The organism is Streptomyces sp. A0592 (assembly GCF_004795115.1).
In the GTDB taxonomy this organism is placed as follows: Bacteria; Actinomycetota; Actinomycetes; order Streptomycetales; family Streptomycetaceae; genus Streptomyces; species Streptomyces erythrochromogenes.
Window position 1 is genome coordinate 205,044 of sequence record NZ_SSBM01000009.1, and the last position, 13,921, is coordinate 218,964.

Consider the following 13,921-nt stretch of genomic DNA (forward strand, 5'->3'; position numbering starts at 1 on the left):
AGTGGGGTCGTACCTTCAGGGTTGGCGTACTGAGGGGTACGTAAACGCGCCGACGCCGGTGACTTCACGCCTGGGGGTGCTGGCGGGCGCGGGAGCGGGGTCCGCTTCGCCCGAGGCACTGCGGTAGACGGCGCTGAAGGCGAGCGCGACCATGCCGAGGCCCATCACGAACGCGAGCACCCAGGCGACGGGGCGCAGCCACGGCGCGCGCCCGCGGTAGGGGCGCAGGCTGCCGCCGTAGGCCCCGTACGGGCCGTCGGGGTGGCCGTGGCCCCGCTCGTGGTCGCCGCCGTGCTCCCAGCCGTAGGCGTCGCCGTCGTACCCGTCGGGGTGGCCGTAGCCGTAGCCGTCGTGGTCGTCGTCGCCCGTCCAGCCACCTGCGACGGCCCGGGCGGCTTCCGCCTCGGCGCGCGCCCGGTCGGCCGCCCGCTGGCGCTCTGCGGCGCTCGGTTCATGGATCTCGGCGCTCCGGACGAAGTCCTCGTCGAACACCACGGAGGCGAAGTACTCTTCCGCGCCTCCGCGGTCGTCTGCATCGTCTTCGGGGGTCCCGTCGTCCGGGAACGGCTTGCCCCCCACGTCGTCCGGCACGGGAACAGCGTAGACCTGGGGGGAGCCTTTGGGCAGGGTGTCCGCCGAATTCCGGCCACACCGAGTTGGCGCCTCGACTACCGAACGTGACCGTCGCCGGTGACGATGTACTTGGTGGAGGTGAGCTCGGGGAGCCCCATCGGGCCCCGGGCGTGCAGCTTCTGCGTGGAGATGCCGATCTCGGCGCCGAAACCGAACTGGCCACCGTCGGTGAACCGAGTGGATGCATTCACGGCGACGGTGGTGGAGTCGACCAGCTGGGTGAAGCGGCGCGCGGCGGCCTGCGAGGTGGTGACGATCGCCTCGGTGTGCCCGGAGGTCCAGCGGCGGATGTGGGTGACGGCGTCGTCGAGGGAGTCCACGACTGCCGCGGCGATGTCGTACGAGAGGTACTCGGCGGCCCAGTCCTCGTCCGTGGCGGGCAGGGCGGTGGCCTTGGTGCCCTCGGCGGCGGCGAGGACGGCCGGGTCGCCGTGGACGGTGACGCCGGCATCGGCGAGCGCGTCGAGGGCGCGCGGCAGGAAGGCGCCGGCGATCTCGCGGTGGACGAGGAGGGTCTCGGCGGCGTTGCAGACGGAGGGCCGCTGGGCCTTGGAGTTGATGAGGATGTCCACGGCCATGTCGAGGTCGGCCTGGGCGTCGACGTAGACGTGGCAGTTGCCGGTACCGGTCTCGATGACCGGGACGGTGGACTCCTCGACCACGGTCTTGATGAGGGAGGCGCCGCCGCGCGGGATGAGCACGTCGACGAGGCCTCGGGCGCGCATCAGCTCGCGGACGGAGTCGCGGGACTCGCCGGGGACGAGCTGGATCGCGTCGGCGGGCAGGCCGGCGCCCTCGACGGCGTCGCGCAGGATGGCGACGAGCGCGGTGTTGGAGGCGTAGGCGGAGGAGCTGCCGCGCAGGAGGACGGCGTTGCCGGACTTGAGGCAGAGGGCGGCGGCGTCGACGGTGACGTTGGGGCGGGCCTCGTAGATGATGCCGACGACCCCGAGGGGGACGCGGATCTGCCGCAGGTCGATGCCGTTGGGCAGGGTGCTGCCGCGGACGACCTCGCCGACCGGGTCGGGGAGCGCGGCGACGTCGCGTACGTCGGAGGCGATGGCGGCGATCCGCTCGGGGGTCAGGGTGAGACGGTCGATGACGGTCTCGCTGGTGCCGGCGGCGCGGGCCTTGTCCGTGTCCACGGCGTTGGCCGCGATGATCTCGGCGGTACGGGCCTCCAGCGCGTCCGCGACCGCCAGCAGGGCCGTGTCCTTGGCGGACCGCGGGAGTGGGGCGATGGCCGCGGCGGCGGTCCGGGCGCGGTGCGCGGTGGCGAGGACGGGCGAGGTGACGGTGGCGTCGTCGAGCGAGGTCATGCCGTCCAGGGTAGTGCGCCGGGGGCGCGCTCCCGGTGGGGCTTCCATCCCGCGAGACGGGGCCGGGCCTGCCGCTGCGCGGAGCCTCTCCCCGCCCCGCCCTTTCACCGTTTCCCGGGGCTCCGCCTCCCGGACCCCGCTCCTCATACGGCGGAGGGGCTGGTCGAGGCGGGGCCCGGGAGACGTCAGTACGGGTGGACGCCCACCGGGTGGGCCGGGGGCGGGCCGTAGCCCTCCGCGACGCGCAGGTGGTAGGTGGCGCGGTCGATGACCTCCAGGCCGACGATCTCCCAGGGCGGCAGCTGCGCCGAGGAGCGGTGCTCGCCCCACAGGCGCAGGGCGACGGCCGCCGCGTCGTGGAGGTCGCGGGCCTCTTCCCAGTAGCGGATCTCCGCGTGGTCGTCGGCGTACCGGCTGGTCAGGAGGAAGGGGTGGTCGTGGGCCAGTTGCTCCAGTCCCCGCCGGACCTCCGGCAGCGGGGCCGGCTTGCCGGAGACGCTCAGGGTCACGTGCCACAGGCGCGAGGCCTGGTCCTGGTCCTGCTCGTACCCGCCGCCGTCACCGTCCCCCGTGCCGACGCTGGTCAGTGCTCGTCTCACCAGCCGCCTCCCGTCTCCGCTACGCGTGTCCGCCTGCTCCGCCCCTCACAGTTGACCAGTCCCCGGGCGGCCGCGCTGCGGTTTTGCCGAACCTCAGCCCTGGAGCAGGACCAGATCGTCACGGTGGACGACCTCCCGCTCGTACGCGGGTCCGAGTTCCCGCGCGAGCTCGCGAGTGGAGCGGCCGAGGAGCTGCGGGAGTTCCTTGGCGTCGAAGTTGACGAGCCCCCGGGCCACGGCCCGGCCGTCGGCTGCGCGCAGCTCCACCGGGTCCCCGGCCACGAAGTCTCCCTCGACCGCCGCGATGCCCGCCGGCAGCAGCGAACTGCCGCGTTGGGTCACGGCCCTGACCGCCCCGTCGTCGAGGACCAGGTGGCCCTGCGGGGTGGAGGCGTGCTGGAGCCAGAGCAGCCGGTCCGCGGAGCGGCGCCCGGTGGCGTGGAAGAACGTTCCGGTCCCGCGCCCGGCGAGGGCGTCGGCGGCCTGGCTGGCAGAGGTGAGCACCACCGGGATCCCGGCGGCTGCCGCGATCCGCGCCGCCTCGACCTTGGTGACCATGCCGCCGGTGCCCACGCCCGCCTTGCCGGCGCTGCCGATGGAGACGTGCGCGATGTCCTCGGGCCCGCGGACCTCGTCGATGCGGGTGGTGCCGGGCTGGGCCGGGTCGCCGTCGTAGAGGCCGTCGACGTCGGAGAGGAGGACGAGGAGGTCCGCGCGGACGAGGTGGGCGACGAGGGCGGCGAGCCGGTCGTTGTCGCCGAAGCGGATCTCGTCCGTGGCGACGGTGTCGTTCTCGTTGACGACCGGGAGTGCGCCCATGGCCAGCAGCTGGTCGAGGGTCCGGTACGCGTTGCGGTAGTGGGCGCGGCGGCTGGTGTCGTCGGTGGTGAGCAGCACCTGGCCGACGCGCAGGCCGTACCGCGCGAAGGAGGCGGTGTAGCGCGCGACGAGGAGGCCCTGGCCGACGCTGGCGGCGGCCTGCTGGCGGGCCAGGTCCTTGGGGCGGCGGCGCAGGCCGAGCGGGGACAGCCCGGCGGCGATGGCTCCGCTGGAGACGAGGACGATCTCCTTCTCACCGCCGCTGCGGGCCTTGGCCAGGACGTCGACGAGCGCGTCCACCCGGTCGGCGTCGAGTCCGCCGGCCGCGGTGGTCAGGGAGGAGGAGCCGACCTTGACCACGATCCTGCGGGCGTCCACGACACCTTGCCTAGCGGCTGACACGTTCTTCCCCTTGCCCCTTGCCTTCACCTTCAATGCCTGCCACCTCAATCTACGGGGTGGCCGTCGGGGGCCGCTCAAGGGTTTCAGACCGTGGACCCGGACCCGGGCCTGGACTCAGACCTGGACCCGGACCCGGACTCAGACCGTGGACGAGGTCCTGGCCTGCCCCTGGCGCTCCTCCTGCTCGGCCGCGGCCCGGGCCGCGCCCGGGACGAGGATCTTGCGGGAGAGGAGGAAGGTGAACGGGATCGCCACGACCGCCGCGACCAGCGGGGCGATCCGGGTGTCCATCCCGGCCCAGGTCACCAGGGCGTACAGGCCGGCGGACTGGATGACGTAGTTGGTCACGTTCGTCAGCGGGAAGAGGAGGAACTTCTTCCAGGTCGGCCGCGTCCGGTAGGTGAAGTAGGTGTTCATGAAGAACGAGCCGACCATCGCCAGCACGAAGGCGAGCGAGTAGGCGGCGAAGTACGGCATCCACGGGTGAAGCAGGAGGTAGAGGCCGAAGAAGGTGCCGGTGTTGACCCCGCCCACGAGGGCGAAGCGGAATACCTGGCCGAGCTGCTCCTTGCGGGTCATCGGGCGCTGCGCTCCACAATCGTCGGTTCTGCCGCCGGGGTGGTGCCCGCGGTCCTCGGGAGGGGTTCGGAGCCGTGCGACTCCTTGACCAGGAAGTGCGGCCGCCGCTTGGTCTCGTAGTAGATGCGGCCGATGTACTCGCCGACGAGGCCCAGCATGATCAGTTGTACGCCGCCCAGGCCCGTGATGATGGCCACCAGGGTGACGTAGCCCGGCGCGTCCACGCCGTTGGTGATCGCCATGACGGTGATCCACAGTGCGTAGAGGCCCGTCAGGGCGACCAGCGACACGCCGAACCAGATGCCGATCCGCAGCGGCCGGTTGTTGAAGGAGATCAGGCCGTCCATGCCGTAGTTCAGCAGGGCGCCGAACTTCCACTTGGTCTCGCCGGCCTCGCGCTGCGCGTTGCGGTAGTCGAAGTGGACGGTGTCGAAGCCGATCCAGGAGAACAGGCCCTTGGAGAAGCGGTTGTACTCCGGCAGGGAGAGCAGGGCGTCCACGGCGGGGCGCGACAGCATCCGGAAGTCGCCGACGCCGTCGGTGAGCTCGACGTCGACCCAGCGGTTCACGCCCCGGTAGTAGAGGCGGCTGAGCGCGGACCGCACCTTCTTGTCGCCCTCGCGGGTGCGGCGGGCGATGATCTGGTCGTGGCCCTGCCGGTAGTGCTCCAGCATGGTCGCGATGAGCTCCGGCGGGTGCTGGAGGTCGGCGTCCATGATCACGACGGCGTCGCCGGTGGCCTCGCGCAGGCCGGCGAGCATGCCGGACTCCTTGCCGAAGTTGCGGCTGAAGGAGACGTAGCGGGTCTGTTCGCCGTGTTCGGCGGCGATCTTCCGGAGCTTGTCGAGGGTCCCGTCGCGGCTTCCGTCGTCGACGTAGCAGACCTCGTACTCGACGGGCAGGGAGTCCAGGACCCTGCGGATCTCCACGTCGAAGCTGTCGATGACGGCTTCTTCGTTGTAGCAAGGGACAACTACGGACAGCTTCGTCATGAACACTTCCTGCTGGATCCGAACGGGTGATTGTGGCGACCGGACCCGCCTCTCACCTCTTCCTTAGAAGTATGCACGGCGAGCGGCTACCGAGAGTCGCCCTGCCTTTGCCGAGGGCGGCACACGGTAGCTTTGACGGGATAAGCGGAATGAGCGGAACGAAACGAAGGGATCGAGGTGCACGTGCCCGACGTCTCCGTGGTCGTCATCGTCTACAACGACGCAGAGCGTCTGTCGACAGCAGTCCAGTCGGTTCTCGACCAGACACTCCAGGGTGTCGAGGTCGTGATCGTCGACGACTGCAGCCAGGACCGCTCCTTCGCGGTCGCCCAGGAACTCGAGTCCGCGCATCCGGGGAGAGTGCGCGCCTTCCAGCTGCCGCAGAACAGCGGCGGCTGCGGTGCGCCGCGCAACCACGGTGTCCAGCAGGCCACCGGAACGTACGTGATGTTCCTCGACAGCGACGACGTGCTGGAGCGCAACGCCTGCCGGAACATGCTGTCCGCCGCCGAGCGGACCGGCTCCGACCTGGTCTCGGGCATGTGCGTACGCGTGCACCTCGACAACCGGTGGGGCAAGACCACCGAGTGGTACCCCTGGATCTACTCGCGCACCCGCACGCTGGAGTCGATCACCGAGTTCCCGGACCTGCTGGTCTACGACACGCTCTCCACGAACAAGTGCTACCGGCGCGCGTTCCTGCTGGAGCAGGGCCTGGAGTTCCCGGTCGGCATCCACTACGAGGACCTGCTGTTCTCCGCGCAGGCGTACGTGGCGGCCCGGCGCATCACGCTGATCCCCAACCACGTCTACTTCTGGAACGTGGTCGAGAAGGCCGCGGCCAAGTCGATCAGCAACCGGCGCCACGAGATCGCGAACTTCGTCCACCGGATGGAGATCCACCGGCGCGTAGACGAACTGCTGGCGGCCAAGGGCCACACGGACATCAAGTCGGCCAAGGACGCCAAGTTCCTCAAGCACGACCTGGTCCTGCACCTGCGCGACCTGCCGCTGCTGAGCGACGAGTACCGCCAGGAGTTCGCGGGCCTCGCCAACGGCTACCTCGCCGGCATCGACCCGGAGGCGTACGAGCACGTCACCCATCTCCAGGCGATCTGCGCGTACCTGCTGGGCAAGGAGGACTGGGACAACCTGCTCCCGGCCGCCGACGCCATGATCAACAAGGGCCGGCTGACCTCGCCGCTCGCCGAGCGCGACGGCCGCGTCTACTGGTGCGGGCAGCACCTCGACGGCCCCGACGCCGCCGAGGCCCGCCGGATACTGGACGTCACCGAGCAGGGGTTCCACACCACCCCGCTCCCCTCCCTCACCCTGGGCAACCGGCTCACCTCCTACGAGGACGACGGCCGCGGCACCGTGACGCTGTCCGGCACCGTCGTGAACCCGCTGGGCCGCATCGCCGACGACGCGGAGCTGAAGGCCACCCTGGAGCTGAGGGCCCGCCGGCAGGTCGGCGTGCGCTCCTTCAGCTTCCCGGTGACAACCCTGCGGCACGCCGGTGACACGATCGAGTGGCGCACCACGGCGGACATCGGCGGCACCGTGCGCCCCCTCGGCATCATCGACGCCGTCTGGGACGTCCGGCTCAAGCTGACCGCCGGGGGCGAGCGGATCACCACCCGCGTCTCGGTCGGCGGCCTCGACCTGGACTCGGCGGCCCGGCTGCGCGTCCGGCCGCGGCTGACGCGTCTGGTCTCCGACCGCTTCGCCGCGGAGATGACCAAGAAGGGCAACCTCTCCTACGTCCTGACCGCGGAGGGCGCCGCCGCCGTCCGCACCCAGTCGCTGATCAACAACGCCATACAGGGCAAGGCGGCGGGCGTGGTCAAGCGGGGTCTGCGCAAGGCCCTGCGGGCCCGCCGGAACATGGGCTCCGGCGAGCAGAAGGTGAAGATCTACCACGAGGTCTTCTCCAAGCTGCCCGTCAAGAAGGGCACGGTCGTCTTCGAGAGCCACATGGGCAAGCAGTACAGCGACAGCCCGAAGGCCATCTACGAGGAGATGGTCCGCCAGGGCGCGCCCTTCGAGGCGGTCTGGTCGTACGCGGGCGCCAAGCCCACCGGCTTCCCGAAGGAGGCCACCCTGGTCAAGCGCTGGAGCTGGCAGTACCTGCGCGCCCTGGCCCAGGCCGAGTACTGGGTCGACAACCAGGGCTTCCCGCTGGCCCTCGCCAAGCGCCCGGGCACCACGTACATCCAGACCTGGCACGGCTCCGCGCTCAAGCGGATGGGCTTCCACGAGCCCCGCACCAAGGCGCAGGGCCGGGCCGGGCAGGCCCGCTTCCAGGCGGCCGTGGACCGCTTCGACCACTTCCTGATCCGCTCCGAGCACGACGTCCGCACCCTCGCCAAGGGCTTCCGGCTGCGCGACGAGGTGCTGCTGCGCACGGGCTACCCGCGCAACGACGCCCTCGTCGAGGCGCACCGGGCCGAGGTGGCCAGCGGCGAGCGGGTCCGCGGCGCCCTCGCCGCCGAACTCGGCATCGACCCGGACAAGAAGGTGCTGCTGTACGCGCCGACCTTCCGGGCGGGCGCGGACGGCGCGGTGGAGGGCTTCACCTTCCCCTTCGACGTGGAGGAGTTCGCGGACCGGCTCGGCGACCGCTTCACGCTGCTGGTGCGGACCCACTACCTCAACAGCGTCTCGCTGCCGCCCTCGGTCGCAGGCCGGGTCGTCGACGTGTCACGGCACCACGACATCACCCCGCTGCTGGCCCTCGCCGACGGACTCATCACCGACTACTCGTCCGTGATGTTCGACTACGCGGTCCTGGACCGGCCGATGGTGTTCTTCGCGTACGACTACGAGAAGTACGCCACCGACATCCGCGGCACGTACTTCGACCTGAAGGAGAAGGCCCCGGGCCCGGTGGTGGCCACCGCGGACGAACTCCTGCAGGCGCTGGCGGCCTTCGAGGAGGCGGACGCCAAGTACGCGGAGGCGCGGCAGCGCTTCCTCACCGAGTTCGGCGAGTACGACCGCGGGGACGCGGCCCGCCAGATCGTCGAGAAGTTCTTCACCGGGAGCGGCAAGTGAGCCGGGACATCTTCATCGTCTCCAACAGCGTCGACGAGATCGGCGGCGTGACCACCTGGTCGCACCAGATGGCCCGGCACTTCACCGACCGCGGGCACAGGGTGCACATCGTGGGCATCGCGCCGGTCGCCGAGGAGATCCGGCAGAAGCTGCCCGAGGACCTGCCATACGGGACGACGACCCTGTACGAGGCCCACCCGCCGTCGGCGCGCCGGCTGCGCGGCATCAAGGGCCGGCTGAACGCGCCCGAGCGGCGCCGTCAGGCGGCCAGGCGGGCGCAGATGCGGGCCAAGGCGGACCGGCTGAGCGAGCTGCTGCGCGGAGCCCGTCCGGGCGGGGTCGTCATCGTCACCCAGGTCTGGGCGATGGAGTGGGTGGCGCTCGCCGACACCAAGGGGCTGTCCGTCATCGGCATGAGCCACGAGTCGTTCGAGGCCAGCCAGAAGTCCACCCGCGGCGAGCGGGTCCGCCGGCACTACCGGGAGGTCGACCGGCTGCTGGTGCTGACCCCCGAGGACGCGGACCTGTGGATCCGGGCGGGCATGGAGAACGTCGGCAGCATGCCGAACCCGATCCCCTTCATGCCCGGCGCCCCCGCTCCGCGCACCGGGAAGGTCGTGGCGAGCGTCGGCCGCCTCGCCTTCGAGAAGGGCGTCGACCTGCTGCTCGACGCGTGGGCCGACGCGGCGCCGCACCACCCCGACTGGGTCCTGCGCATCTACGGCGCGGGTGTGGAGGAGGAGGCCCTGCGGGCGCACTGCACCGCGCTCGGGCTCGACGACTGTGTCGAGTGGATGGGCAGCACCGACGACGTGCTCGGCGCGCTGCGGGAGGCCTCGGTCTTCGCTCAGGCATCGCGCGCCGAGGGCTTCCCGATCACGCTGCTGGAGGCGATGGCGGCGGGCGTGGCTCCGGCCGCCTTCGACTGCGCGCCGGGCGTGCGCGAGATCGTCGAACACGGCGAGGACGGCCTGCTGGCCCGGCTGGGCAACACCATGGAGCTCGCCGGACACCTGCACGCGCTGATGTCCGACCGCGAGCTGCGCGACCGGCTCGGGGACAACGCCTTCCGCTCGGTGAAGCGCTACTCCAGCGCCGAGATCACCGACCGGTGGGAGGAGCTGTTCGCCTTCCTGGAGCGCTGACGGCCGGGCCGCACGCGAGGAACGGCGAAGCCGCCCGCCCCGGACACCTCCGGGGCGGGCGGCTTCGTCGTACGGCCGGGGCACCGGCCGGACCGGTCAGGCCTTGTGGACGTCGCGGTGCGCGTTGCCGCGGGCCACCTTGTTGGCCTCCCAGCCCGCCCAGGCGGAGGTGACCATCTCGCTGACGTCGTGGCGGGCCGCCCAGCCCAGCACCGTGTTGATCCGGTCGGCGGAGGCCACGACCTTCGCCGGGTCGCCGGGCCGGCGCGGGCTGATCACCGGGGCGTGGTCGTGCCCGGTGCCCTTGTTCAGGAGTTCGACCATCTCGGCGACCGAGACGCCCTCGCCGCGCCCGATGTTGACGGTGAGGTCCTTGTAGTCCTCGGCCGCGGCCCACTCGGCCAGCTTGCGGGCGGCCGCCACGTGGGCCTCCGCCAGGTCCTCGACGTGGATGTAGTCGCGGATGCAGGTGCCGTCCGGCGTCGGGTAGTCGTCACCGAAGATCTTGGCGCCCTGGCCGGCGTCGTACCGCTCGAAGACCATCGGGACCAGGTTGAAGACACCGGTGTCCGCGAGCTCCGGGGTCGCGGCGCCCGCCACGTTGAAGTAGCGCAGGCAGGCGGTGGAGATGCCGTGCGCCTTGCCCGCGGCGCGGACCAGCCACTCGCCGGCCAGCTTGGTCTCGCCGTACGGGCTCAGCGGCGCGCACGGGGTGTCCTCGGTGACCAGGTCCACGTCGGGCATGCCGTACACGGAGGCGGAGGAGGAGAAGAGGAAGTTGCGCACGCCCGCGTCGGCGACGGCCTGGAGCAGGACGGTCAGGCCCTGGACGTTCTCGTGGTAGTAGTACAGCGGCTTCTCGACGGACTCGCCGACCTGCTTCTTGCCCGCCAGGTGCACCACGCCCGTGATCTTGTGCTCGCGGATGGTCTTCTCCAGCACCAGCCGGTCCAGGACGGAGCCGACCACCAGCGGGACGCCCTCCGGGACGCGGGCCTCGTTGCCCGTGGAGAGGTCGTCGAGGACGACGACCTTCTCCCCCGCGAGCAGCATCGCGCGGACGACGTGCGCGCCGATGTAACCGGCGCCACCGGTGATCAGAAACGTCATGTGTATCTCCTTGGTCCTGTCCGACTTCGGTGGGGAAAGCGCAGCGGGGCGCATCGGGTTCAGCCCGCCCCCCGGGCTGCCCGGGCCCGGTGGAGGCGGTTGCGTACGAGGTCCAGGGCTCCCTCGGCGCCGGGCGCGAGGCGCAGCGCGAGGGCGCCGGCCCCCGTCCGGTAGGGCTGCGCCAGCAGAACACCGTACCGGCTGCTGGGCAGCGCCCGGCGGCGGAGGAGCCGGCCCCGGGGGCGCAGAGAGGTGGACACCGAGCTCCCGTCGGCACACTGCACGCCCAGCCCGACGTTCCAGGCCTGCATCCTGCGCAGTCCCTGGCGGCGGCCGGTGACGGCCAGGTCGGCGAGGCGGAACGGCAGGACGGCCGTCCAGCCGCCCTCCTGGTCGGGCAGCAGCTCGACGGGGCGCGCGAGGACGGGTTCGCCTCCGGCGCGGGGCATGAAGCTCAGGCGGGCGGTCTGCGGTCCGGCCTCGGCGAGGCGCCCGTAGAGGTCGTGCACGCGGACCCGTACGGCGCCGCGGCCGGCCGGCTCGGCGTCGGCGGTGACGGGCAGTTCCCCGACCGGCAGCGCCGGCAGGCCGTCCAGCGCGGCGGGGAGCTCCTCGCTCCACACCGGTTCGCCGGAGGCGCCGACCGCGTACGGGGGCAGCAGGCGCGGCGGTTCGGCAGCGAGGCGGGTGAGCCGCTCGATGTCGGCGGGCGGGGTCGCGGTGGCACGCAGCACCCGGACGATCCAGCGGGCGTGGGCCGCGGCTGCCTCGACGTCGGCCTCGGCGAAGGTGTCGACGTACTCCCGGGTGAGGGTCCACCAGGCCGCCTGGTACTCGGGATCGCGGCCGAGCTCGCGCAGGTACATGCGCAGGTCGTACTCGAGGAACTTCACCTGGCAGGCACTGCCCAGGACCGGGGAGGCGGCGGCGAGGGTCCGGGCGGCCGTGCGGTGGGCCTCGATGCGGGAGCGCCAGTTCCCGACGTCCTTGCGGTCCAGGGAGATGGACACCTGGGCGGCGCTGCGGCGCACGTGCCAGACGTAGACGAGGTCGCCCGTGACGGCGATGCGGGGGGCCGCGGCGAGCACGCGGGACGTGAAGACGAAGTCCTCGTAGACGAACCGGCCGTCCGGGAAGCGCAGGCCGTGCTCCTCCAGGAAGGCGCGCTCGTAGAGCTTGTTGACGCAGAGGGTGTCGCGGACGAGCTCGGGCCGGTCCGCCGGGCGCTCGATGACGTCGCCGGGGGTGTAGAGACCGGGCATCCACGGCACGTCGTGCTGCTGGGGCAGCTCGCGCCGCACGGCCGCGCCGACGGTGACCGGGGCGCGGTGCCGCTCGGCGGTGCGCACCAGGGCGTCCGCCGCGCCCGGTGGCAGGATGTCGTCGCTGTCGAGGAAGAGCACGTACCGGCCGGACGCCGCGGCGATCCCGTCGTTGCGCGGGGTGCCGCACCCGCCGCTGTTCTCCGTCCGGTGCACGACCTTGAGGCGGGGGTGGACGGAGGCCAGTTCGTCCAGCACCCGCGCGGTGCCGTCGGACGAGGCGTCGTTCACCGCGATGACCTCGGTGACCACCGGGCCCTGGGCGAGGGCCGAGGAGACGGCCTCGCCCACGAGCCCGGCGTCGTTGTACGCGATGACCACGACGGAGACCGTGGGGAGGTTGCTGCTGTTCACCCGGAGGATCCTAGGCGACCCGTATAAGGACGCCTTCAGACCCTCCGGGGCAGCTGCCCTCGGGAGGGGACTAGAACGGCCGGAATTCGTCGTACTCCTGCTGCGCCGAGTCCCCGCGCTTGGCTTCCTTCTCCTTGCGGCGCGTCGTGGCCGGGCGCGGAGCCTCCAGGCGGTGGTCCTCACCGCGGCGGCCCAGCATCTCGGCGCCGGCCATCATGGTCGGCTCCCAGTCGAAGACGACCGCGTTCTCGTCGGAGCCGATGGCGACGCCGTCGCCGGCGCGGGCGCCGGCCTTCTTGAGCGCCTCCTCGACACCGAGGCGGTTGAGGCGGTCGGCCAGGTAGCCGACGGCCTCGTCGTTGTTGAAGTCGGTCTGGCGGACCCAGCGCTCCGGCTTCTCGCCGCGCACCACGTACACGTCCTCGGCCTCGTCGTAGGCGACGGTGAAGCCGGCGTCGTCCACGGCCTTCGGGCGGATGACGATGCGGGTCGCCTCCTCCTTCGGCTTGCGGGCGCGGGCCTTCGCGATGACCTCGGCGAGGAAGTAGGAGAGCTCCTTCAGGCCCGTACGGGCGACCGCGGAGACCTCGAAGACCTTGTAGCCGCGTGCCTCCAGGTCGGGGCGCACCATGTCGGCGAGCTCCTGGCCGTCCGGGATGTCGACCTTGTTGAGGACGACGAGGCGGGGGCGCTTCTCCAGGCCGCCGCCGTAGAGCTTGAGCTCCTCCTCGATGACGTCGAGGTCGGCGATCGGGTCGCGGTCGGTCTCCAGGGTGGCGGTGTCCAGGACGTGCACGAGCACCGAGCAGCGCTCGACGTGGCGCAGGAACTCCAGGCCCAGTCCCCTGCCCTGGCTGGCGCCGGGGATCAGGCCCGGGACGTCGGCGATCGTGTAGACGGTCGAGCCGGCGGTGACGACGCCCAGGTTGGGGACGAGGGTGGTGAAGGGGTAGTCCGCGATCTTCGGCTTGGCCGAGGAGAGCACCGAGATCAGCGAGGACTTGCCGGCGCTCGGGAAGCCGACCAGCGCCACGTCGGCGACGGTCTTGAGCTCCAGGACGATGTCGCCGGTGGTGCCGGGGACGCCGAGGAGCGCGAAGCCGGGGGCCTTGCGGCGGGCGGAGGAGAGCGCGGCGTTGCCGAGGCCGCCGCGGCCGCCCTCGGCGGCCACGTAGGTGGTGCCCTGGCCGACGAGGTCGGCGAGGACGTTGCCCTGCTTGTCGAGGACGACGGTGCCGTCGGGCACGGGCAGGATCAGGTCCTGGCCGTCCTTGCCGGAGCGGTTGCCGCCCTCGCCGGGCTTGCCGTTGGTCGCCTTGCGGTGCGGACTGTGGTGGTAGTCCAGCAGGGTGGTGATCGCCTGCTCCACCACCAGGATGACGTCGCCGCCACGGCCGCCGTTGCCGCCGTCGGGGCCGCCGAGCGGCTTGAACTTCTCCCGGTGAACGGAGGCGCAGCCGTGGCCTCCGTTACCCGCGGCGACGTGCAGCTCGACGCGGTCCACGAAGGTGGTCATGGTTGTTCCTCCAGATACAGCGGGGATAGTCCGGAAAATCCGGTGGCAGGCCTTGCTGCCCATTAAACGTGTCT

The 13,921-nt window shown here is 71.6% G+C and carries 11 protein-coding genes; 2 read left to right on the plus strand and 9 right to left on the minus strand.

Going from position 1 to position 13,921, the window contains the following annotated elements; genetic code table 11:
* Nucleotides 1-15: 15 nt before the first annotated feature.
* The 6 genes from E6U81_RS16230 to E6U81_RS16255 all read right to left on the minus strand — a co-directional run bounded on the left by E6U81_RS16230 (nt 16) and on the right by E6U81_RS16255 (nt 5,343).
* The gene (locus tag E6U81_RS16230; RefSeq protein WP_136230773.1) at nt 16-591 is read right to left on the minus strand and encodes a hypothetical protein; all 576 of its coding nucleotides are present in this window, start codon (nt 589-591) and stop codon (nt 16-18) included.
* 77 nt (nt 592-668) lie between these two features.
* Nucleotides 669-1,952, minus strand: a complete 1,284-nt coding sequence (locus E6U81_RS16235; protein ID WP_136230774.1) for a glutamate-5-semialdehyde dehydrogenase — start codon at nt 1,950-1,952, stop codon at nt 669-671.
* Between the two features lie 185 nt (nt 1,953-2,137).
* The gene (locus E6U81_RS16240) at nt 2,138-2,551 is read right to left on the minus strand and encodes a hypothetical protein (protein ID WP_240803840.1); all 414 of its coding nucleotides are present in this window, start codon (nt 2,549-2,551) and stop codon (nt 2,138-2,140) included.
* A gap of 93 nt (nt 2,552-2,644) precedes the next feature.
* Nucleotides 2,645-3,772, minus strand: a complete 1,128-nt coding sequence (proB, locus tag E6U81_RS16245; protein WP_136230776.1) for a glutamate 5-kinase — start codon at nt 3,770-3,772, stop codon at nt 2,645-2,647.
* A 138-nt stretch (nt 3,773-3,910) separates the two neighbouring features.
* Nucleotides 3,911-4,351, minus strand: coding sequence for a GtrA family protein (locus tag E6U81_RS16250; RefSeq protein ID WP_136230777.1), 441 nt, complete (start codon nt 4,349-4,351; stop codon nt 3,911-3,913).
* Complete coding sequence (locus E6U81_RS16255; RefSeq protein ID WP_136230778.1) at nt 4,348-5,343, minus strand: glycosyltransferase family 2 protein; 996 nt, start codon at nt 5,341-5,343, stop codon at nt 4,348-4,350. Before E6U81_RS16255 ends, E6U81_RS16250 begins: the two co-directional genes overlap by 4 nt.
* Nucleotides 5,344-5,520: 177 nt before the next feature.
* Here E6U81_RS16255 and E6U81_RS16260 point away from each other — a divergent pair, with 177 nt between their 5' ends.
* Nucleotides 5,521-8,400: a bifunctional glycosyltransferase family 2 protein/CDP-glycerol:glycerophosphate glycerophosphotransferase gene (locus tag E6U81_RS16260; RefSeq protein ID WP_136230779.1), complete on the plus strand. Its 2,880-nt coding sequence runs from the start codon at nt 5,521-5,523 to the stop codon at nt 8,398-8,400.
* The gene (locus E6U81_RS16265) at nt 8,397-9,545 is read left to right on the plus strand and encodes a glycosyltransferase (protein WP_136230780.1); all 1,149 of its coding nucleotides are present in this window, start codon (nt 8,397-8,399) and stop codon (nt 9,543-9,545) included. Before E6U81_RS16260 ends, E6U81_RS16265 begins: the two co-directional genes overlap by 4 nt.
* Nucleotides 9,546-9,641: 96 nt before the next feature.
* Here E6U81_RS16265 and galE read toward each other — a convergent pair whose 3' ends face one another.
* From galE to obgE, 3 genes are all read right to left on the minus strand, one after another.
* Nucleotides 9,642-10,655 (minus strand): UDP-glucose 4-epimerase GalE, encoded by a 1,014-nt coding sequence (galE, locus tag E6U81_RS16270; RefSeq protein WP_136230781.1) that lies wholly within the window; start codon nt 10,653-10,655, stop codon nt 9,642-9,644.
* Between the two features lie 59 nt (nt 10,656-10,714).
* On the minus strand, nt 10,715-12,331 hold the full coding sequence (locus E6U81_RS16275; RefSeq protein ID WP_136230782.1) for a glycosyltransferase family 2 protein: 1,617 nt from the start codon (nt 12,329-12,331) through the stop codon (nt 10,715-10,717).
* 70 nt (nt 12,332-12,401) lie between these two features.
* Nucleotides 12,402-13,847, minus strand: coding sequence for a GTPase ObgE (obgE, locus tag E6U81_RS16280; protein ID WP_136230783.1), 1,446 nt, complete (start codon nt 13,845-13,847; stop codon nt 12,402-12,404).
* Nucleotides 13,848-13,921 lie beyond the last annotated feature (74 nt).